Annotated in this window: 21 protein-coding genes; 7 read left to right on the top strand and 14 right to left on the bottom strand. The window is 70.7% G+C overall.

Features of this window, described 5'->3' with window-relative positions; all coding sequences use genetic code 11:
• Nucleotides 1–39: 39 nt before the first annotated feature.
• The 3 genes from ACPCHZ_RS17060 to ACPCHZ_RS17050 are packed head-to-tail and all read right to left on the bottom strand — an operon-like array spanning nt 40 to nt 2632.
• Nucleotides 40–663: a vitamin K epoxide reductase family protein gene (locus ACPCHZ_RS17060; RefSeq protein WP_423485809.1), complete on the bottom strand. Its 624-nt coding sequence runs from the start codon at nt 661–663 to the stop codon at nt 40–42.
• Nucleotides 660–1439, bottom strand: a complete 780-nt coding sequence (locus ACPCHZ_RS17055; protein ID WP_423485808.1) for a DsbA family protein — start codon at nt 1437–1439, stop codon at nt 660–662. Before ACPCHZ_RS17055 ends, ACPCHZ_RS17060 begins: the two co-directional genes overlap by 4 nt.
• A 50-nt stretch (nt 1440–1489) precedes the next feature.
• Complete coding sequence (locus ACPCHZ_RS17050) at nt 1490–2632, bottom strand: alpha/beta hydrolase (protein WP_423485807.1); 1143 nt, start codon at nt 2630–2632, stop codon at nt 1490–1492.
• Nucleotides 2633–2786: 154 nt separating this feature from the next.
• Between ACPCHZ_RS17050 and ACPCHZ_RS17045 the strand changes: the two genes are divergently transcribed.
• Entirely contained in the window at nt 2787–3626 is an 840-nt protein-coding gene (locus tag ACPCHZ_RS17045) for an aldo/keto reductase (protein ID WP_423485806.1), read from the top strand.
• A 70-nt stretch (nt 3627–3696) separates the two neighbouring features.
• Here ACPCHZ_RS17045 and ACPCHZ_RS17040 read toward each other — a convergent pair whose 3' ends face one another.
• From ACPCHZ_RS17040 to ACPCHZ_RS17020, 5 genes are all read right to left on the bottom strand, one after another.
• Entirely contained in the window at nt 3697–4512 is an 816-nt protein-coding gene (locus ACPCHZ_RS17040) for a tat pathway signal sequence (RefSeq protein WP_423485805.1), read from the bottom strand.
• A gap of 40 nt (nt 4513–4552) precedes the next feature.
• A complete protein-coding gene (locus ACPCHZ_RS17035) occupies nt 4553–5209 on the bottom strand; it encodes a methyltransferase family protein (protein ID WP_423485804.1) in 657 nt (218 codons plus the stop codon).
• A 104-nt stretch (nt 5210–5313) separates the two neighbouring features.
• Nucleotides 5314–6015: an HNH endonuclease family protein gene (locus ACPCHZ_RS17030; protein WP_423485803.1), complete on the bottom strand. Its 702-nt coding sequence runs from the start codon at nt 6013–6015 to the stop codon at nt 5314–5316.
• Nucleotides 6012–8234: an ATP-dependent DNA helicase RecG gene (gene recG / locus ACPCHZ_RS17025; RefSeq protein WP_423485802.1), complete on the bottom strand. Its 2223-nt coding sequence runs from the start codon at nt 8232–8234 to the stop codon at nt 6012–6014. The genes ACPCHZ_RS17030 and recG overlap by 4 nt, the downstream gene beginning before the upstream one ends.
• Before the next feature lie 2 nt (nt 8235–8236).
• The gene (locus tag ACPCHZ_RS17020) at nt 8237–9886 is read right to left on the bottom strand and encodes a DAK2 domain-containing protein (protein ID WP_423485801.1); all 1650 of its coding nucleotides are present in this window, start codon (nt 9884–9886) and stop codon (nt 8237–8239) included.
• Between the two features lie 232 nt (nt 9887–10118).
• Between ACPCHZ_RS17020 and rpmB the strand changes: the two genes are divergently transcribed.
• Entirely contained in the window at nt 10119–10313 is a 195-nt protein-coding gene (gene rpmB, locus ACPCHZ_RS17015; protein WP_364971360.1) for a 50S ribosomal protein L28, read from the top strand.
• Nucleotides 10314–10395: 82 nt separating this feature from the next.
• On the opposite strand, the gene ACPCHZ_RS17010 is transcribed toward rpmB, so the two are convergent.
• On the bottom strand, nt 10396–11079 hold the full coding sequence (locus ACPCHZ_RS17010; protein ID WP_423485800.1) for a uracil-DNA glycosylase: 684 nt from the start codon (nt 11077–11079) through the stop codon (nt 10396–10398).
• Between the two features lie 28 nt (nt 11080–11107).
• Nucleotides 11108–12076 (bottom strand): thiamine-phosphate kinase, encoded by a 969-nt coding sequence (locus tag ACPCHZ_RS17005; RefSeq protein ID WP_423485799.1) that lies wholly within the window; start codon nt 12074–12076, stop codon nt 11108–11110.
• Nucleotides 12077–12180: 104 nt separating this feature from the next.
• Between ACPCHZ_RS17005 and ACPCHZ_RS17000 the strand changes: the two genes are divergently transcribed.
• Both ACPCHZ_RS17000 and ACPCHZ_RS16995 read left to right on the top strand, forming a co-directional pair.
• Nucleotides 12181–12423: an Lrp/AsnC ligand binding domain-containing protein gene (locus tag ACPCHZ_RS17000; protein WP_423485798.1), complete on the top strand. Its 243-nt coding sequence runs from the start codon at nt 12181–12183 to the stop codon at nt 12421–12423.
• Nucleotides 12424–12433: 10 nt separating this feature from the next.
• Nucleotides 12434–13003, top strand: a complete 570-nt coding sequence (locus ACPCHZ_RS16995) for a DUF3515 domain-containing protein (protein WP_423485797.1) — start codon at nt 12434–12436, stop codon at nt 13001–13003.
• On the opposite strand, the gene ACPCHZ_RS16990 is transcribed toward ACPCHZ_RS16995, so the two are convergent.
• From ACPCHZ_RS16990 to ACPCHZ_RS16980, 3 genes are all read right to left on the bottom strand, one after another.
• Entirely contained in the window at nt 13000–14130 is a 1131-nt protein-coding gene (locus tag ACPCHZ_RS16990) for a D-alanine--D-alanine ligase family protein (RefSeq protein ID WP_423485796.1), read from the bottom strand. The genes ACPCHZ_RS16995 and ACPCHZ_RS16990 overlap by 4 nt on opposite strands.
• Nucleotides 14131–14191: 61 nt before the next feature.
• Nucleotides 14192–15295 carry a cystathionine gamma-lyase gene (locus ACPCHZ_RS16985; protein WP_423486086.1) on the bottom strand — a complete coding sequence of 368 codons (1104 nt, stop codon included), beginning with the start codon at nt 15293–15295 and terminating at the stop codon, nt 14192–14194.
• A gap of 5 nt (nt 15296–15300) precedes the next feature.
• Nucleotides 15301–16281, bottom strand: coding sequence for an NAD(P)H-dependent glycerol-3-phosphate dehydrogenase (locus ACPCHZ_RS16980; protein ID WP_364973584.1), 981 nt, complete (start codon nt 16279–16281; stop codon nt 15301–15303).
• A 102-nt stretch (nt 16282–16383) separates the two neighbouring features.
• Here ACPCHZ_RS16980 and cofC point away from each other — a divergent pair, with 102 nt between their 5' ends.
• The 3 genes from cofC (at nt 16384) to ACPCHZ_RS16965 (ending at nt 20288) form a co-directional block, all read left to right on the top strand.
• Nucleotides 16384–17028 (top strand): 2-phospho-L-lactate guanylyltransferase, encoded by a 645-nt coding sequence (gene cofC / locus ACPCHZ_RS16975; protein ID WP_423485795.1) that lies wholly within the window; start codon nt 16384–16386, stop codon nt 17026–17028.
• A 65-nt stretch (nt 17029–17093) separates the two neighbouring features.
• Nucleotides 17094–19292 (top strand): RNA degradosome polyphosphate kinase, encoded by a 2199-nt coding sequence (locus ACPCHZ_RS16970; RefSeq protein WP_423485794.1) that lies wholly within the window; start codon nt 17094–17096, stop codon nt 19290–19292.
• 51 nt (nt 19293–19343) lie between these two features.
• Nucleotides 19344–20288, top strand: a complete 945-nt coding sequence (locus tag ACPCHZ_RS16965) for an NUDIX hydrolase (RefSeq protein WP_423485793.1) — start codon at nt 19344–19346, stop codon at nt 20286–20288.
• 72 nt (nt 20289–20360) lie between these two features.
• On the opposite strand, the gene ACPCHZ_RS16960 is transcribed toward ACPCHZ_RS16965, so the two are convergent.
• Complete coding sequence (locus ACPCHZ_RS16960) at nt 20361–21032, bottom strand: HU family DNA-binding protein (protein WP_423485792.1); 672 nt, start codon at nt 21030–21032, stop codon at nt 20361–20363.
• Between the last annotated feature and the right edge of the window lie 122 nt (nt 21033–21154).

The raw sequence follows: 21154 nt of genomic DNA, 5'->3' as shown, positions 1-21154 counted from the left end.
TACTTTAACGCGCCGCGAGGGGCCAAGGCCCGGGGGTGGTCAGAGAAGGGTGGACCAGTAGTCCCAGAACCGCTCGAGGATGAGCAGGACCAGCCCGGTGAACCAGAGCGCGACCAGCGACCACCGCCACTGGTGCAGGGCGCGCGTGACCGCGTTTCCCTGTGCGGGCTGCAGGGCGATCGACGACACCACGACCAGCAGCGGGATCGTCACCGCCCACACCACCATGCAGTACGGGCACAGCGCGCCGATGCGGTACAGGCTCTGGAAGATCAGCCAGTGCACGAACACCGTGCCCAGCAGCGTCCCGGCCGCCAGGCCCATCCAGTACCAGCGCGGCAGCGACACCTTCGCGACGGCGAGCACACCGGTCACCAGCACCACGGTGAACGCGATGATGCCCATCAAGGAGTTGGGGAAGCCGAACGCCGACGCCTGCGGCGTGGTCATCACCGAACCGCACGACAGCACCGGGTTCAGGCTGCACGACGGCACGTAGCTGGGGTCGATGAGCAGCTCGATCTTCTCGACCGTCAGGGTGACGGCCGCCGCGAGGCCGACGACACCGGCGATCAGCACCCACACCGCGCTCGGCGACCGGACGCGACTCCCGGGCCGCGTGTCCGCGGCCGGTTCGACGGCGTTGGGCGCGGCGACGGTCATGACGCCGGCGGGGGAACGGGTCCGGGGGCGGGGCCGTCCAGGGCGGGGATGTCGCCGACGATCTCCTTGACCTTGTTGACCAGGTCGTCCGGCGTGGTCTGGTTGGTCAGCTTGAAGTCCTCGCCGTTGATGCGGATGGTCGGCGTGCCGTTGACGTCCGTCGCATCCGCCATGCCCTTGACCATCTCGACATAGCGGCCCTTGGTGATGCAGTCGGCCACGCCACCGGTGACACCGGCCTGCCGGGCGTACTCGATCAGTTTCTTGTCGTCGGGGTAGACGCCGCTGTTCTCCTGGGGCTGGATTCCCGGGGTGAACAGGGCCGCATGGAAACGCTGGAACGCCTCCTTGTTCTCGTCGGCCACGCAGTAGGCGGCGCTGCCTGCACGCGACGAGTAGCCGTCACCGGCGCGGTCGAGGATCGCCACGGTGTAGTAGTCGGCGGCCACCGCACCGCTGTCGATGAGCTTGCCCACCGTCGGCCCGAACTCCTGCTCGAATGCGCCACAGGCCGGGCACATGAAGTCCTCGTAGAGCGACAGCACGACCTTCGGCTCGGTGGTGCCCTCCTTGACGATCAGGCTGTCCGACGCCAACCGGACGGCCTGCGCCTCGCCGGAGCCGGGACGGTCCTCGGCGGACGACACGATGTAGAGCACGAGCGCGACGGCGAACACCACGACGATGGCGGTCAGGCCGATCTGGATGAACAGGTTGCGCTTGCGATCGGCCGCCTTCAGGTCGTAGCGGGGCGTCTTCTTGGGTTTGGTGGCCACGGGGCCAGCGTACCGGCGGGTGGTCGCCGGGCCCCAGCGTGCACCGCGCGCTAGGGGTGGTGCAGATGCGCCCGCAGCGCGGAGATCATGTCCGCGACGGCCCGCTCGCTGCCCCCGCCGAGCGGGAAGAAGTTGACGAACCCGTGCACCAGGGTGCTCTCCTCGCGCAGCTCGACCGCGTTGCCCGCGGCACGCAGCGCCTCGGCGTAGCGGGTGCCCTCGTCGCGCAGCGGGTCGAACCCGCCGGTCAGCACCAGCGCCGGGGGCAGCTCACGCAGGTCGTCGGCCAGCAGGGGTGACACCACCGGATCGTCGGCCGCGACCGAAGAACCGTCGACGTAGTTCGCGCGGAACCAGTCCATGTCGCGGGCGGTGAGGAAGTAGCCGTCGGCGAACAGCGTCTTGGACCTGGTCTCGCTGCTCAGATCGGTCACCGGGTAGATGAGCAGCTGCAGCGCGGGCGCGCGGACGCCGTCGCGGCGTGCGTGCTGGCAGACCACTGTGGCGAGATTGCCCCCGGCGCTGTCGCCGCCGACCGCGACGCGCTGCGGATCGGCGCCGAGCTCGGCGGCGTGGTCGGCGGCCCAGCGGTAGGCCGCGTCGGCGTCGTCGGCGGCGGCGGGCGCCTTGTGCTCGGGCGCGAGCCGGTAGTCGACCGACAGCACGTGCATGCGGCCGTCGCGGCTGATGCGGCGGCAGAGGTCGTCGTGGGTGTCGAGGTCGCCGATGGTGAACCCGCCCCCGTGGTAGAAGACCAGCAGCGGCGCCGGACCCGACACGGCGTGCACCGGCCGGTAGTGGCGGGCGGGAATCGCCCCCGCGGGGCCGGGGATGTCGATGTCGCTGATGTCGGCCTTGATGCCGCACGGGAACATCGCCGCCACCGTCCGCAGCTGGGTGCGGGCGACGGCCACGTCCTCACTGGCGACCAGCCCGCCGATCCCGGCGACCCGCTCTCCGGTCAGCATCAGCTGCAGGGTGGTGTCCAGCGTGTTGCCGTCCACCGTGACCGATCGGCCGCCGAGCAGCACCCGCTTGGCGACGTCGGGCAGCCGAGGGATGACGCGGAACGATGCAGCCGTGACGGCGTTGACCACGGCGTCACGCACCGTGCTGCGTCCCCGCGGCACCGGCCCCGGCTCGGACTGCTCGGGCCCGACCCGCGGCGCGTGCAGTGCATCACTTGTTGTCATGGGGTTTCCTCACTCACTGTCCGCATCGTGTACCCGCTGTGCCGGACACCCACCCCTGACCGGGTGTTGATTAGGCCGCGTTCCGAACTCGTAATATCGTCATCCGCAAGTCGGTGAACCGATCTCCGGACCTTCAAACCACAGGGTAGGTGACATGACAACGGCGCCAGCGGTTCCCACCGTCACGCTCAACGACGGGCACTCGATCCCGGTCCTCGGACTGGGTGTCGGGGAGCTCTCCGATGCCGAGACCGAGCGCGCGGTGTCGGCCGCGCTGGAGGCCGGGTACCGGTTGATCGACACGGCGGCGGCCTACGGCAACGAGGCGGCGGTGGGCCGTGCGGTGACGTCGTCGGGCATCCCGCGCGAGGAGGTGTACGTCACCACCAAGCTGGCCACCACCGACCTGGGCTTCAAGTCGTCGCAGGACGCGGGCCGCGCGAGCCTGGAGCGCCTCGGGCTGGACTACGTCGACCTCTACCTGATCCACTGGCCCGGCAGCGACCACGGCAAGTACGTGGACAGCTGGGGCGGGTTGATGAAGCTCAAAGAGGACGGTGTGACCCGCTCGATCGGTGTGTCCAACTTCCACGCCGAGCACCTGTCCAACGTCATCGACCTGTCGTTCTTCACCCCCGCGATCAACCAGATCGAGCTGCATCCGCTGCTCAATCAGGCCGACCTTCGCGCCGTCAACGCCGGCTACGAGATCGTCACCGAGGCCTACGGCCCGCTCGGCGTGGGCAGGCTGTTGGAGAACCCGGCGGTCACCGCGGTGGCGCAGGCGCACGGGAAGTCGGCCGCACAGGTGCTGATCCGGTGGAGCATGCAGCTGGGCAACATCGTCATCCCGCGGTCCTCTGACCCCGAGCGCATCGCCGCGAATCTCGACGTCTTCGACTTCGAGCTCACCGACGAGGAGATGGCGACGCTCGACGGGCTCGACGAAGGCACCCGGTTCCGTCCCGACCCGGACACCTACACCGGCACCTAGACAGCCGAGCCCGGCGGTGCCGGTGGTCACCGATGCCGTTGCGTGACAACCGGACCCGTCGCACCCGGCGCTAAGCGGGTCCCAGCAGGATGCGACTGATCTGCGTCGTGGTCTGCACACCGTCGTCATAGCCGCCCTGACCGTCGAGCGAGTTCATGATCGCCAAGGTGTAGCGCTGCTGCGGCCCGGCGAATCCGACGGTGTTGACCACCCATCCGCCCTCCTCCTGCGACCATCCGTTCTTGTTGCCCGGCGTCATCGCGCTGCCCGCCCCCCACACTCCCCACTGCTGTTCGCGGTCGACCCGCTGCATCTCTGCGATGACCGCGGCGGCGTCGCCCGCCGGAAGACCGGTCAGGACGAAGTTCATCAGGCCGTCGAGGTCATCGGCGGTGGCCTTCTGGAATCCCCAGTACGGGAACACGTCACCGAACCCCGGTTGCGGGCGCACATTCGGCATCCCGTAGCGCGGAAAGTTGGCGTTGAAGGCATTGTCGGTCCCCCCGTAGCGGGACCACAGCGCGTCGGCTGCCTCGTTGTCCGAACTGCGCAGCATCGCGACCATGAGCCGCCGATCGCCCTCGCCGAGCCGAACCGAGCCTGCCCGCTCGCGGGTGAGCAGGTCGGCCACCATCGCGAGTTTGATCGTCGATGCCGTCCACACGAGCGTGCCGGCCTCGGCGTTGCGGTACCTGACGCCGGTCGCGCGATCGCGCACCACGAATCCCACGGTTCCCGGCCGTGTCGCCACATACTTCTCCGCTGCTGCGATCCGGGTGCGCAGGTCACACCCGTTCGGTTCGCACGCCGCGCCGGCGACCGGGGAGGCGCCACCGGCCCCGACGAGCAGGGCGACGGCGACGGCGAACAGCCTGACCACTCGCACAGGCACTGACTCCTCTCACGTCGCGGAGGCCGCCCGGCCGCTACCGCCGCGGTGATCGGACGTGACGGCGGCGCGTGTCTTCGCCCGACTCCGTGCCGAAACGCCCGGCTCCCGGGATGAAGCGTCCCACCCGGCGGCCGTAATCGCGGTAACGCGCGCCGTGCGTGCGCAGCAGGTGAGGCTCCTCGACGACCCGCACCTGGAGCTCGATGGACACGACCAGCAAGGCGAATCCGAGCAGAGCGAGCACGTTCGGGTTCATCAGCGCCACCCCGAGGCCGAAGACGAGCATCGCGGTGAAGATGGGGTTGCGCACCCAACCGAAGACCCCGCTGTCGACCAGTTTCGTCACCTCACCGGCGTCGACGCCGATGCGCCACGAATCGGCCATCGACTCCTGCGCCCACAGCGTCGCGGCAATCCCCAGGACCGCGAGAATCGCGCCCGCGACGCCGGTCGCCGGCTGGTTCAGCGCCCCGAGGGGGGTCACCACCCCTGCCAGTTGCAGGATCGGCGCCACGGCGCCGACCACGACGGCGACCGCGAACCCGGCGCCGGCGAGCCACTCCGCCGACCCCGGCCGGCCGTGGAAGCCCCGCATCCCCGTCGATCCGGTGCGGCGCCACTGCCGGTAGCTGCGCCACCCGAAGCCGGTGACGATGAACACCGCGTAGAGCGCCAGCGCTGCGCCTGCCATGTGAGCGGTCCCTTCTGGTCGATGACTCGACCATATATATACACATGCGCATATATCTATAGATAGTAGTGCGGCTTCCGCGGTGTCGCGCTTGTGGCACGGCCTCAGCCCGTCGGGCAGGTGGCCGCGGCGTCGCGCAGTGTGACCGCCGACCGGGTGTCCACCGGTAGTGCGTAGCCGCGCAGCACCGCCGCGAACTGGACGGCGTACTGACACCAGAACGCCCGGTTCGGTGGCATCCACTCACCCGGAGTGTCGTCGCCCTTGTCCTGGTTCGCCGCGCCGGACACGGCGATCAGGTTCGCCGGGTCGTTGGCGAACCGGGCGCGCAGCTGATCGGTCCAGTGCCGGGCGCCCAGATCCCAGGCCAGCGCCAGTGGGACGAGGTGGTCGATCTGCACCGACGCCCCGATCTGGTTGCCGCGCACGAAGGCCACCGTGGCGTTGGTGTACGGGTCGTGCAGCGTGCCGGTCGCCACCGCGATCGGGCAGCGGCTGATCGCCACGTAGGTCTTGTCCACCAGGTCGCGCTCGAGGATGTCGTTTCGAGTGTCGCAGCCGTTGCGGCCGCCGGGCGCGTCGGTGTCGTCGGTCCACGACTCACCGAAGGCGGCCCGCCGGTAGTCGTTCGCCCGGACCCGGCCGGGCACCTCGGGCACGCCGGCGAGGATGTCGGTTCCCGGTGTGACGGTGGGGATCTCGGCCTGGGCGACGAACCGCCCCCGCGGCTGCCCGGTGTTGACCTGCACGGCCACCAGCACCGCCAGCACCGCGGCCACCGCCACCCACCAGGTCCGCCTGTTCATGACTTGTCCAGGTAGTCCACGTCGGTGTCGGTGAACTGGGCGGCGAGCAATGCCATTCCCGGATCCGCAGGCGCGTGCGCGTAGTGCGACTCACACAGCGCCCGGGCAGCCTGGATGATCTCCAGATGGTCGACCAGCGAGAGGAAGTGCAGCCTGAGCCTGCGGCCGGACTGGTTGAGACCCAAGACGTCTCCCTCGCGACGCTGTTCGAGGTCGAGGTCGGCGAGCTCGAAGCCGTCCAGCGTGCTCGCCACCGCCTTGAGCCGCGCCCCCGCTTTGGAACCCTCCGGGAGCCGGGTGGCCAGCAGGCACAGGCTGGGATGGCTGCCCCGGCCGATGCGGCCGCGCAGCTGATGGAGCTGGCTGATGCCGAACCGGTCGGCGTCGATCACCACCATCACCGTCGCGTTCGGGACGTCGACGCCCACCTCGATGACGGTGGTGCACACCAGGACGTCGATCTCGCCGGCCCGGAAGGCGGACATCACCGCGTCCTTGTCGTCGGCGGGCAGCCTGCCGTGCATCAGCGCCAGCCGCAACCCGGACAGCGCACCACCCTTCAGACGCTCGAAGAGCTCCACCACGGTGGTCGGCGGAGGTCCGCCGTCCGCGGCCGGTGCGTCGTCGGATTCGTCGATGCGGGACGCCACCACGTACGCCTGCCGCCCGGCACGCACCTCTTCGGCCAGTCGTGCCCACGCCCGCTCGAGCCACGCCGGTTTGGCGGAGACGAAAATCGTGTTGGTGGTGATCGGTTGCCGTCCGCGCGGCAGCTCCCGCAGCGTCGAGGTCTCCAGGTCGCCGAACACCGTCAGCGCCACGGTGCGCGGGATGGGGGTGGCCGTCATCACCAACAGGTGTGGAGTGAGTCCGGCACGGGCCTTGGCGCGCAACCGGTCCCGCTGTTCGACGCCGAAACGGTGCTGCTCGTCGACCACCACCATGCCCAGATTGTGGAACTCCACGGCGTCCTGCAGCAGCGCATGGGTGCCGATCACGATGCCCGCCGCACCGGAGGACACCGCGGCGCGCACCTGACGCTTCTGCTGCGGGGACATCGACCCGGTCAGCAGCGTCACCCGGGTCGCCCGGTCGGCGCCTTCCAGCTCCCCCGCCATCGCCAGCGGACCGAGCACGTCGCGGACCGATCGCTCATGTTGCGCCGCAAGCACTTCCGTGGGCGCCAGCAGCGCACACTGGTACCCGGCGTCCACCATCTGCAGCATCGCGAGCACCGAGACGATCGTCTTGCCGGAGCCGACCTCGCCCTGCAGCATCCGGTTCATCGGCCGGGTGGCCGCGAGTTCGGACGACAGCTCGACGAGCACCTCGCGCTGACCGTTCGTCAGCTCGAACGGCAGCCGCTCGCGAAGTCCGGCGACCAGACCGTCGTCCCGCAGCGGCGCCGCGGGGCCGGACTCGCCCAGCTCACCGTGGCGCCGGCTCACCAGACCCCACTGCAGCCCGACCGCCTCGTCGACGGTCAGCCGTTCCCGGGCCCGGTCACGCTCCGCCTCGTTCTCGGCCAGGTGGATCGCCCGCAGCGCGGCATCTTCGGAGATCAAATCGCGTTCACGAAGGACGTTGTCGGACAACGGGTCAGGGACGGGATCGAGCATGTCGAGCGTCTGCCGCACGCACGCGTAGATATCCCAGCTCTGGACCTTGGCGGTGGCCGGGTAGATCGGGAAGAAGTCCCGCTCGAACGCCGCCAGCAGGTCGTCGCCGGTCTCGCCTGAGGTCGCCGCGATGGTCTTGAGCGACTTGGTGCCGATCTTCTTCCCGAGTGGCGACTCGAGCACCAGGAAGTCCGGGTGACTCAACTGCAGCGTGTTGCGGAACCACTTCACCTCACCGGACAGCATCAGCCTGGTGCCGACCGGCAGCTTGTCGATCATCCATTCCGCGTTGAAGAACGTCGCCGTCACCTTCGGCGTGCGCTTGCCGATGGTGAGACGCAGGTATTTGCGCCTGCGCTTGCCCGGCTGCGCCTTCATCAGACCCGGATCGGCCTCGGTGATCTCGTCGACGAAGGTGACGTGCTCGCCTTCCTCGAGATCGAGTGCCTCGCCCTCACCGCGCACGGTCATGCCGTCGCTGTACTTGCGCGGGTAGTGGCGCAGCAGGTCGTTCACCGTGCGGATGCCGAGGTGCTCCTCGAGCTTTTTTGCCGATTTCGCGCCGATCACGTTCTCGAGGCGGTCGGAGAGGGTCGCCATGGCTACTCGACGCCGATCAGCAGCGCGTCACCGCCGTGGCCGGTGTGATAGGTGACGAGTTCGGTGCCGAGGTGCTCGCGGTGCACGTGCTCGCGCAGCGCCGCGCCCACCGACGCGTCCACGCCCTCGCCGGTGAGCACCGTGACCAGTTCGCCGCCCGCCACCAGCAGCAGGTCGATCAGCCCGGCGGCGGCGGCGGTCAGGTCGGGACCCACGATCAGCACCTCATCGCCGGCGATGCCAAGGCCGTCGCCGGGTCGGCAGGTGCCGGCCCACGTCAAGGCCTCCTCGGTGGCCGTGCGCACCGTGCCGTGCCGGGCGCCCGCCGCGGCCCGCGCCATCGTGTACCCGTCGTCGACGGCTTGGCGTGCCGGATCGTGCACCGCGAGTGCGGCCAGCCCCTGCACCATCGATCCGGCGGGCACCGGCACCACGTCGATGCCCCAGCCGATGGCGGCGGTGCATCCGGCGACGAGTTCCTCGGCGGCGACATAGCCGTTGGGCAGCACCATGATCTGCGCGGCTGCGGCGTCGACGAGGGCCCGCAGCAACTGGCTGGCGCTGACCGGCCCGTCGGCGGCCGGCCGGAGCACCTGCGCGCCTTCGCCACTGAACAACTCCTCGGCACCGGCGCCGTCGACCACGGCCAGCACCGCCCGGTCACGGCTCCACCCGGCCGCGGGCCGCGCGGCTGCCGCGCCGGTCAGCGCGGTGATCTGGATGCGGCTCGGCGTGCCCACCGCGAGACCGGCCTCCACGGCGGCCCCGGCGTCGTCGGCATGCACGTGCACTGAGTACTGGCCGGCCCCCGACGCCGCGATCGCCACCGACTCCCCGATGCGGTCGAGGTGGCCGCGCAACCGTTCGACGTCGTCGGCGCCGCACTCACCCAGCAGGTACATCACCTCGAACTGCGGCGGCGCCGCAGTGGCGTTCCGACCGCCGCCCGGGTGGGCGCCGGAGGACGGCGGGGAAGCCGGGGACGGCACGTACTCGGCGCGCCGGGCGGCCGCGCCGGTCAGCGTCGCGGTCATCGCGTCCAGCAGGACGAGCAGACCGCGGCCCCCGGCGTCGACGACGCCTGCGGAGGCCAGTACGGCGAGTTGCTGGGGGGTTCGGTCCAGCGCATCGGCCGCGGCGTCGGCCGCCACCTCGGCCACCCGGGCCGCGTCGGCCCCGTCGGCGGCGGCGCCGGTGGCCGCATCGGCAGCGGCCTGCAACACGGTGACGATCGTGCCCGGCACCGACTCCCCCATCGACGCCACCGCGAACGCGGCCGCCTGCCGCAGCGCAGCCGCGTACAGCTCGCCGTCCACCTCGGAGAGCTCGCCGCCGCGCTCGGCGGCGGCCTCGCTGGTGACCACGGCCAGCCCGCGCACGATCTGGGACAGGATCACACCGGAGTTCCCGCGGGCGCCGTGCAGGGCGCCCGAAGCCAGCGCCGCGCTGACCTCGGCGACGTCGCCGGTCTCCTGAGCCTCGACCCGCTCCCAGGCGGCCCGCATGGTGAACAGCATGTTCGTGCCGGTGTCGGCGTCGGCGACGGGGAACACGTTGATGCGGTTGATCTCGTCGGTGTGGGTGATCAGGTCGCCCACCGACACGTGGGCCCACCGGCGCAGCGCGCAGGCGTCCAGCCGCCGACCCGCCATCCCACCTCCAGACCCGAGTAGTCCGCCGTCGCGTCAGCCTAACGAGTGGCGACGACACCGCCGACCACATCAGCCGGGCTGGTCACGCCCTGTGGACGGCCGATCCACAGCCCCGCGGGCGCCGTTTTGGGGAATGCCGCGGCGGCCGGTATCCTGATCAGGTTGTCGGGTCACCCGCTTGCGGTCGTTGGCCCCGAGATCCGAGCACGTTCTGATCCGAGGAGTACTGACTATGGCTGCCGTGTGCGATGTCTGCGGGAAGGCCCCCGGCTTCGGCAAGTCGGTGTCGCATTCGCACCGGCGTACCAGCCGCCGCTGGAATCCCAACATCCAGTCGGTGCGCGCCGCGTCCCGCCCGGGCGGGAACAAGCAGCGCATCAACGTCTGCACCTCCTGCATCAAGGCCGGCAAGGTCACGCGCGGCTGACGCCGCCGGACACCGTCCGCACCGCCCGGGGGTCTGACCACCGGGACACCGAGACTCAGGACCCGAAGTCCGGTGCCCGCAGCTAGGGCAACCGCCAGTCGACGGGCTCTGCACCCATCTGCGCCAGCATCTCGTTCGCGCGGCTGAACGGCCGCGATCCGAAGAAGCCGCGCGACGCAGACAGCGGCGAGGGATGGGGCGACTCGATCGCCACACAGTCACCGCCGGCCAGCATCGGCTTGAGCGTGGCGGCGTCACGTCCCCACAACACGGCGACCAGCGGCCGCTTCCGGTCCGTCAGCGCCGCGATGGCCCGCTCGGTGACCGCCTCCCAGCCCTTGCCGCGATGTGACGCCGGCGTGCCGGGACGCACGGTGAGGACCCTGTTGAGCAGCAGCACCCCGCGCTGCGCCCACGGGGTCAGGTCACCGGTGCTGGGCTGCGGCAGACCGAGGTCGGCGGTGTACTCGGTGAAGATGTTGGCCAGGCTGCGCGGGATCGGCCGCACGTCGGCGCCGACGGAGAAACTCAGCCCGACGGCGTGCCCGGGCGTGGGATAGGGGTCCTGCCCCACGATCAGCACCCGCACCTCGTCGAAGGGATACGTGAAGGCGCGCAGCACATTCGGACCCGCCGGCAGATATCGGTGCCCGGCGGCCAGCTCCGCGCGCAGGAACTCCCCCATCTGCGTCACCTGGTCTGCGACGGGCGCCAGCGCCTGGGCCCAGCCGGGCTCGACGAGGTCTTCGAGTGGACGTGCGGTCACGAGTGGCCAACCTAGCGTGCGCGGTCGCTCAGAACGACTGCCATCCCCGGTTGCCGCGCCACTGCCGGCCGTCCACCAGCACCTCGGACGGGCCGTCGAGCACCCGTCCGATCACCCGCCAGCCCTCGGGAGGCGGCCCGGCGAACGTTGCGACCAGGGCGTGGTCCTCACCGCCGCCGAGCACCCAGTCCCAGGCGTCGGCGCCGGTCGCCGCCGCAGCGGCGGACACGGCGTCGTGATCGGCCCGCAGCGCGTCGGCGGTGATGTCGACGGACACGCGGGCAGCCGTCGCGAGGTGACCGACGTCGGCGAGCAGCCCGTCGGAGACGTCGGTCATCGACGTCGCACCCGCCGCGGCCGCCGCGCGGCCCTCCCCGTAGGGCGGTTCGGGCACCAGGTGACGCCGCCGCAGCTCGGCCCAGCCGTCGACGGAGTCACCGATCATGTTGTCCCACAGCGCGAATCCCGCCGCAGACCGGCCGAGATCACCGGCGACGGCCAGCACGTCGCCCGCGCGTGCGCCGTCGCGGCGCACGGCGGGAGCACCGGCCAGGTCGCCGAGCACCGTCACCGAGATCACCCACTGCGGCGCCCGGACCAGGTCGCCGCCGACGATGCCCGCACCGAGCCGGCCGGCCTCGTCCCACAACCCGTCGGCGAGTTCGACGGCCTGGGCCACAGGTGTGTCGGCGGGCGCTCCGAAGGCCACGACGAAGGCCGTCGCGCGGGCTCCCATCGCCTCGATGTCGGCGGCGTTCTGGGCGATGGCCTTGCGTCCCACGTCGTGTGGTGTCGACCAGTCCAGCCGGAAGTGCCGCCCGGCCACCAGCATGTCGGTCGACACCACCGTCCGTCCGTCGCCGGCCCGCACCACCGCCGCGTCGTCGCCGGGTCCCAGTTCGACCGCCGCCGGTTGGTCATGCCCGCTGACCAGCCGGTCGATCACCGCGAACTCCCCCGCGGTGGCCAGCGTTTCGGCCGGTTCGAAGCTCGCCATGTCGCCTCCTACCGGGTCGTTCGCGAAATGAACACCGGCTCGACCTGCGGTACGTTTGGTCCCTGCGGCAGGGAGTCTATGCAGCGAGACAGAGGAGACGGCAGGTGGTCGAGGCTTACATGCTGATCCAGACCGAGGTGGGCCGCGCCGAGGTCGTCGCCAAGCAACTCGCGGGTCTGCCGGGCGTGGTGTCCTCCGAATACGTCACCGGGCCCTACGACGTCGTGGTGCGGGTGGGCGCCGACAGCATGGCCGACCTGACCGGCACCGTGGTGCCGTCGGTGCAGCAGACCACCGGCATCACCCGCACGCTGACCTGCCCGATCGCCGACGGAGCGCAGCTCTAGGGTTGACCGTGTGAGTGCACCGACCGGGGACGGGCCGCCGCGCGGGCTGATGATCGCGGCGATCGCGGTGGCCGTCGCTGCGGTGGTGGTGCTGCTCGCGGTGGCCGCGATCCGGCAGTCGGACACACCGGAGGAGCCGGTGGCGATCTCCGCGGTGCCCGCGCCTTCGGCCGACGGCCCGGACTGCCGCAGTCTGATCGACGCCCTGCCGGACGAGCTGGGCGAATACCGGCGTGCGCCGACGGCCGAACCCACCCCGGCGGGTGCCGCGGCGTGGCGGGCCGGACCGGACGCCGAACCGGTGGTGCTGCGCTGCGGGCTGGACCGTCCCGCCGAGTTCGTCGCCGGGGCGCCGCTGCAGATGGTCGATGCCGTGTCCTGGTTCCGGGTGGGCGAGGAGCGGGCGGGCGAGGCGCAGCCGGCAGAGGGTGCGCGCAGCACCTGGTACGCCGTCGACCGGCCGGTCTACGTCGCGCTGACCCTGCCCGCCGGTTCGGGGCCGACGCCGATACAGCTGATGTCGGCGACGATCACCGCGACGCTGCCCGCACGTCCGGCCGATCCGGCGCCGATCCGTTAGCGCAGGCCGGTGCCCCTGCTCAGCGCGGTGTCCACCATCGCCGCCAGCAGCGTCGGGTAGTCCACCCCGCTGGCCGCCCACATCCGCGGGTACATCGAGATGGTGGTGAAGCCAGGCATGGTGTTGATCTCGTTGACCACCGGGCCGTCGTCGGTGAGGAAGAAGTCGACGCGCGCCAGGCCCTGGCAGTCCACGGCGGTGAAGGCGCGGATCGCCAGCTGACGGATCTCGTCGGCGACCTCGTCGTCGACCTTGGCCGGCACGTCCAGCTCGGCGCCGTCCTCGAGGTACTTGGTGGCGAAGTCGTAGAACCCGTCCTCGCGGCCGCGCACCCCGGCGACCCGGATCTCGCCGACCGTGCTGGCCTCGACCCGGCCGTCGGGCAACTCCAGCACACCGCATTCCAGCTCGCGGCCGGGCACTGCGGCCTCGACGATCACCTTCGGGTCGTGGCGGCGAGCCAGGTCGATCGCCGCGGGCAGGTCGTCCCAGGCCGCGACCCGGCTGACGCCGATCGACGAGCCGCCGCGGGCGGGCTTGACGAACACCGGCAGTCCGAGCCGCTCGCGCTCCTCGAGTTCCAGCGTCGCCCGGCGAGGCCTGAGCACGACGTGATCGCCGACCGGCAGGCCCTCGGCGATCAGCAGCTTCTTGGTGAACTCCTTGTCCATTCCCGCCGCGCTGGCCAGCACGCCGGCCCCGACGTAGGGCACCCCGGCGAGTTCGAGCAGGCCCTGGATGGTGCCGTCCTCGCCGTACGGCCCGTGCAGCACGGGGAACACCACATCGACCGAGGCCAGGATCTCGCCCGCGGCGCCCTGGCCCAGCGACACCAGCTGACCGCTGCGCTCCGGTGCGGCAGGCAGCGCCATCTCGATGCCGGACGTGGCGCTGACCTCGGGCAGCCGGCCGTCGGTGATCGCCAGTGTCTCCGGGCGGGCGTCGGTGAGCATCCACGACCCCTCGGGGGTGATGCCCACGGCGACGACCTCGAACCGCTCGGGATCGAGGTTACGCAGGATGCTGCCGGCGGAAACACAGGAGATGGCGTGCTCGGAACTGCGGCCGCCGTAGACGACGGCGACGCGCGTGCGGCCGGCGGCGCCGGGCTGGTTGCGAGCAGTCACAACCTGCAGAGGCTACCGCCCCGCCCGCTCGCCGCACGATCTGATTCTCTGACCAGGACTTTCACCGCAGCGCGCGGTCGATGTCGGCGATCAGGTCGTCGGTGTCCTCGATACCCAGCGAGATCCGCGCGAACCCGTCGGGGACCGGGTCCCCCCAGCGGGCCCGCCGGTCCACCGAGGAGTGGATGCCGCCGAAACTGGTCGCGCCCACCAGCAGGTCGCTGCGCTGCACGAGGCCGTGGACGGCGTCGGCATCGGCCAGCTCCACCGACACCACCCCGCCGAACCGCCGCATCTGGCGGGCCGCGACCTCGTGCGAGGGATCCTCGGGCAGCCCCGGGTAGCGCACCGTCCGCACCGCCGGATGGCTGCGCAGCAGCATGGCCAGCGCCTGGGCGTTCTGGCACTGCCGCTCGAAGCGCAGACCGACGGTGCCCAGGCTGCGCAGCAGAAGCCACGCCTCGAAGGCGCCGAGCACCGGACCCGCGAGCAGCCGGTCGCGTTCGATCGCGGCCAACAGCTCCGGGTGGCTGCCCGCGACGTATCCGGCCAGCAGGTCGTGATGGCCGGACAGTGCCTTGGTGGCGCTGGCGACCACCAGGTCGGCGCCCAGCGAGAGCGGTTGCTGCCCGAGCGGGGTGGCGGTGGTGTTGTCGACGACGAGGGTGGACCCGCGGCGGCGGCACAGCGTGGCCAGCCGGTGCAGATCGACGACGTCGAGTGTCGGATTCGCCGGCGTCTCGGCCAGTACGACGTCGGCACCGGCGGCCGCATCGCACATCTGCGCGCAGGTCGCCTCGATCACCGAGACTCCGCGCGGCGCAAGGTGTTCGGTGGCATACCTGCGGACCTGGTAGTAGCCGTCGGCGGGCACCACCAGCGTGCTGCCCGGCGTCGCGAGCACCCGGAGCGCGGTGGTGATCGCGGCCATGCCCGATCCGAATGTCAGCGCGTGGGTGGCGCCCTCGAGCGTGGCCAGCGCCGATTCCACGAGACGCCACGTCGGATTCGACCGGCGGCCGTAACTGTCCAGCGTGTCGTCCTCGTCCGCCGGGATGTGGTAGGCCGCAGCGGGAACCGGCGGCGGCGCAACGGGCGCACCCGGAACCGGCTCGGCTCCCGCAGCTTTCACACTGCGGGTCGAGTCGCCGTAGCCGCCGTCCATCGCCGTCACTCCGGTTTGGTGCTGCGGCCCAGCAGCAGCGCCACCGCTTCGTCCACGCTGAGTCCCCGGTGACACACGCGGTGCACCGCGTCGGTGAGCGGCATCTCGACGTCGTAGCTCGACGCCAGCGAGAGCACCGACTCACACGAGGTGACGCCCTCGGCCACGTGTCCGCCCGCCGCCTCCAGTGCGGACTCCATGGTGCCTCCCCGGCCCAGCCGTTCGCCGAACGTGCGGTTGCGCGAGTGCGGTGAGGTGCAGGTCGCGACGAGGTCGCCGACGCCGGCCAGCCCCGCCAGCGTGGCCGGCTGTGCGCCGAGCGCGATGCCCAGCCGCATGATCTCGGCCAGGCCGCGGGTGATGATGGCGGCCAGGGTGTTCTCGCCCAGCCCCACACCGGCGGCCATCCCGCACGCCAGCGCGATGACGTTCTTGCACGCGCCGCCGACTTCGGCGCCGATCACATCGCTGTTGGTGTACGGACGGAGATAGCCGGTGGCCAGCGCACGCTGCAGGGTGACCGCCCGGCCCGAGTCGTTGCAGGCGACGACGGTGGCCGCGGGCTGTTCGGCGGCGATCTCGCTGGCCAGGTTCGGGCCGGTCACCACCGCCACCCGGCCGGCGTCGGCACCGGTGACGGCGATGATGACCTGGCTCATCCGCATCAGGGTGTCGAGCTCGATGCCCTTGGCGAGGCTGACGAGTGTCGCGTCGTCTCCGATCAGGCCCTTCCACTGCTGCAGGTTCTCGCGCAGCCGCTGGGAGGGCACCGCGAGCAGCACGGTGCAGGCGCCGGCGAGCGCCTCGGCCGGGTCGGCGGTCGCCCGGATGGTGGCAGGCAGTTCGGTGTCGCCGAGATAGGAGGTGTTGCGGTGGGTGGCGTTGATCTCGGCGGCCAGTTCAGGCCTGCGGGCCCACAGCGCCACGTCATTGCCCGCGTCCGCCAGGACCCTCGCCAGGGCGGTTCCCCACGCACCGGCACCCATCACCGCCGCTCTCACCACCGCTTCACCCTAGCGCGGGCCGGTGCGCGTCTCGGCTTTCGGCGCCGCCGGGCATCGGCGAACGCGCCTGGCAGGATGGCGATCATGAGCGGCACACGGACCGCGGCGGACGCCGACGTCGCGGTGGTGATCGCCGTGAAGCGGCTGGCGGCGGCGAAGACCCGGCTGGCCTCGGCGTTCTCGCCGGCCACCCGCGAGACCGTGGTGCTGGCCATGCTGATGGACACCATCGCGGCCGCGGTGCCGGTGGCAGCGGTCACCGTGGTCACCCCCGACGCCGTCGCCGCCGCTGCTGTGCGGTCGCTCGGCGCGAACGTGATCGACGATCCGACACCGGCGGGGCACCACGACCCGCTCAACAACGCGATCATCGCGGCGGAAGCCGAGCTGCGCGCCGGCCACCCGAACATCGTTGTCCTACAGGGTGATCTGCCGGCGCTGCGCTCCCACGAATTCGCGGAGGCGGTCACGGCGGCCCGGGCGCACCCACGCAGCTTCGTCGGCGACCGGCACGGCACGGGTACCGCCGCACTGTTCGCATTCGGCGTTCCCCTCGATCCGCGGCTGGGCACCGATTCGGCACGGCGGCACCGCGATTCCGGAGCGGTGGAGCTGACCGGCGGGTGGCCGGGCCTGCGGTGCGACATCGACACCCCCGACGACCTGGCCGCCGCCCAGCTGCTCGGCGTCGGGCCTGCGACCGCTCGCGCCCTGCCGCAGACCAGATGAACAGCCGGCGAGCAATGTGGGTCCGCGGTGGCCGCACGAACCGCAGATGAGGAATGATTGGCGAGATGACCGAAGCCGAGGCCCAGACACGAACGGATGACGCCGAGCAGGTGCCCGTCGACACGGCGCCGGAGGCCCAGGCATCAGCGGCGGCTCCGGACGCGCCGCCGGCGGCGACATCGCCCGCCGCCGATCCCGCCCAGCCCGCCGCCCTGCCCGAGGACCGCTATCTCAACCGCGAGCTGAGCTGGCTCGACTTCAACGCCAGGGTGCTGGCACTCGCCGCGGACCCGTCGCTGCCGCTGCTGGAACGCGCCAAGTTCCTGGCGATCTTCTCGTCGAATCTCGACGAGTTCTACATGGTGCGCGTCGCGGGGCTGAAACGCCGCGACGAGATGGGCCTGTCGGTGCGCTCGGCGGACGGCCTGTCGCCGCGCGAGCAGTTGCGCCGCATCAGCGAACGCACCCAGCAGCTGGCCAGCCGCCACGCGAGTGTGTTCCGGGAGTCGGTGCGCCCGGCGCTGGCCGGCGAGGGCATCGTCATCGTCACGTGGGTCGAACTCGACGAGGCCGAGCGCAGCCAGCTCTCGACCTACTTCCACGAGCAGGTGTTCCCGGTCCTGACCCCCCTGGCGGTGGATCCGGCGCACCCGTTCCCGTTCGTCTCCGGTCTCTCGCTCAATCTGGCGATCACCGTCAAGGTGCCCGACGACGGCGGTCAGCACTTCGCGCGAATCAAGGTGCCCGACAACGTCGACCGCTTCGTCGAGTTGGACGCGCGGGAAGGAGCCTCCGGCGTCTCGCGGTTCCTGCCGATGGAGGAGTTGATCGCGGCCTTCCTGCCGGTGCTGTTCCCGGGGCTGGAGATCGTCGAGCACCACGCGTTCCGCATCACGCGCAACGCCGATTTCGAGGTCGAGGAGGACCGCGACGAGGACCTGCTGCAGGCACTCGAGCGGGAACTGGCGCGGCGGCGGTTCGGCTCGCCGGTGCGGCTCGAGGTCTCCGACGACATGACCGAGAGCATGCTCGAACTGCTGTTGCGCGAGCTCGACGTCTTTCCCGGCGACGTCATCGAAGTCCCCGGTCTGCTTGATCTCTCGTCGCTGTGGCAGGTGTACGGCGTCGACCGGCCCGCGCTGAAGGACCCGCCGTTCGTTCCGGCGACGCCGCCCGCGTTCGGCGAGCGCGAGACGCCGAAGAGCATCTTCTCCACCCTGCGCGACGGTGACGTGCTGGTGCACCATCCGTACGATTCGTTCTCCACCACGGTGCAGCGCTTCGTCGAGCAGGCGGCCGCCGATCCGAATGTGTTGGCCATCAAGCAGACGCTCTACCGCACCTCGGGTGACTCCCCGATCGTCAACGCGCTCATCGACGCCGCGGAGGCCGGCAAGCAGGTGGTGGCGCTGGTCGAGATCAAGGCCCGGTTCGACGAACAGGCCAACATCAAGTGGGCCAGGGCGCTGGAACAGGCCGGCGTGCATGTGGTCTACGGCCTGATCGGCCTGAAGACTCACTGCAAGACCGCGCTGGTGGTGCGACGCGAGGGCTCGACGATCCGCCGTTACTGCCACATCGGTACCGGCAACTACAACCCCAAGACCGCCCGCCTCTACGAGGATGTCGGCCTGCTCACGGCGGCGCCCGACATCGGCGCCGACCTCACCGACCTGTTCAACTCGCTGACCGGCTACTCCCGAAAGGTGTCCTACCGCAATCTGCTGGTGGCGCCGAACGGCGTGCGCCGCGGCATCATCGAGCGCATCGAGCGGGAGGTGGCCGCCGCCCGCGAGGGCGCCGACGCGCGCATCCGGCTGAAGGCCAACGCCCTGGTCGACGAGCAGGTGATCGACGCGCTGTACCGGGCATCGCAGGCCGGTGTGCGGGTGGAGGTGGTGGTGCGCGGCATCTGTGCGCTGCGACCGGGTGCGGCCGGCTTCTCCGACAACATCGTGGTGCGCTCGATTCTCGGCCGGTTCCTCGAGCACTCCCGGATCATTCATTTCAAGGCCATCGACGAGTTCTGGATCGGCAGCGCCGACATGATGCACCGCAACCTCGACCGCCGGGTCGAGGTGATGGCGCAGGTCAAGGATCCGCGATTGTCCGCACAGCTGAACGACACGTTCGAGTCCGCGATGGACCCGTCCACCCGGTGCTGGGAGCTGGGCACCGACGGGCGCTGGACGGCCTCGCCCCAGGAAGGCCGCACGGTGCGCGACCATCAGGTGTCGCTGATGGAACGCCACCGGCACCCGTGATCCCCGCTCACCGTCTCGGCCGTACGCCCCGAACCGACTGCAGGAGTTGAGGTGAGCAAGGACGCGGGATCGAGTTCCAAGAGTCCCAAGGGCAAGGCGGTGCTGGCTGCCGGTGCGGTGTTGTGGCGCGCCGACGGCGACGACGCGCAGCCACTCGTCGCGGTCATCCACCGCCCGCGCTACGACGACTGGTCACTGCCGAAGGGCAAGGTCGACCCTGGCGAGACGGAACCGGTGACCGCGGTCAGGGAGGTTCTCGAGGAGACGGGCTGCGCCGCACACCTGGGCCGCAGGCTGACCACGGTGAGCTATCCGGTGGACCAGGGCGTCAAGAAGGTCAGGTATTGGGCGGCCCGCCGCGTCGACGGCGAGTTCGCCCCGAACGACGAAGTCGATCAGCTGATCTGGCTCCCGGTGGACGACGCGATCAAGCGGGTGGGGTATCCGCACGACCGGAAGGTTTTGCGCCGGTTCGCGAAACTGCCCGCCGACACCCAGACCGTGCTGTTCGTCCGGCACGGCTCGGCCGGCGACAAGAAGCGTTACCGGGGCGACGACGACAAGCGTCCTCTGGACAAGCGCGGGCGCGCTCAGGCCGAATCGCTCGTCGGACAGTTGCTCGCGTTCGGTGCCGACGAACTGTTCGCCGCGTCCCGCACCCGGTGCCTGCAGACGCTCGAGCCGCTGGCCCAGGAGCTGGGCACCACGGTGACCAGTGAACCCGAGCTCACCGAAGAGGCCTACTCCGAGGACAAGAAGGCAGCCCGTCGTCGGCTTCTTGACATCGTCGCGAAGGCCGGCGAGAGCGGTGCCACTCCGGCGATCTGCTCGCAGGGCAAGGTGATTCCACCCCTGGTCGACTGGTGGTGCGAGCAGGACGGGGTGCGGCCGGACAAGTCACGCAACCGCAAGGGCAGCACGTGGGTGCTGTCGCTCTCCGGTGGCCGGCTGGTGTCGGCGGACCACATCGGCAGCCCCCTGGCAGTCAGCGGCTGAGATCGCCCGCACCCGGTCCGCAGCAGAAAACGCCGCGGGTCGGCTCGACCCGCGGCGCCTCCGGTGGGGAATCTACTTGCGGCCCTTCTTGGCCGGCGCCTTCTTGGCAGCCGACTTCTTGGCGGGCGCCTTGGTGGCGGCCTTCTTGGCAGCGGGCGCCTTCTTGGCCGGCGCCTTGGTGGCGGCCTTCTTGGCGGCCGGCGCCTTCTTGGCGGCGGTGGTCTTCTTCGCCGCGCTCGACTTCGCCGGCGCCTTCTTGGCGGCCGTGGTCTTCTTCGCCGCCGTCGACTTGGCCGGAGCCTTCTTGGCGGCCGTGGTCTTCTTCGCCGCCGTCGACTTCGCCGGCGCCTTCTTGGCGGCGGTCTTGGTCGCGGCCTTGCGGGCGGGCGCCTTCTTGGCGGCCGAGCGCTTGGCGGGCGTCGCCGTCACGCCGCGCTTGACGGCGGGGCCGTCTGCCGGGAGACGCTGCGCGCCAGACACAACCGCTTTGAACTGAGCACCCGGGCGGAATGCCGGCACCGAGGTGGGCTTCACCTTCACCGTCTCGCCGGTGCGCGGATTGCGCGCGACACGGGCGGCGCGGCGGCGCTGTTCGAAAACGCCGAAGCCGGTGATGGTCACGCTGTCGCCCTTGTGCACAGCGCGCACGATGGTGTCGACGACATTCTCGACCGCGGCGGTGGCCTGCCTACGGTCGGTGCCCATTTTGTTCGTCAGTACGTCGATGAGCTCCGCTTTGTTCATTCAAATCCTCCGAGACCAGTGGTCCTCCTTGGACCGACTAGAGGACACGGTAAACCCTTTGACCACTGATTTCCAAGAGCCACGCGCAATTTCAATAGTAGCTGGCGAACAATTCGGCAATC

Source organism: Mycobacterium sp. NPDC050041, assembly GCF_049541695.1.
Lineage (GTDB): Bacteria > Actinomycetota > Actinomycetes > Mycobacteriales > Mycobacteriaceae > Mycobacterium.
The sequence above is the reverse complement of the archived record's forward strand: the minus strand, read 5'-3'. Positions and strand labels throughout refer to the sequence as shown.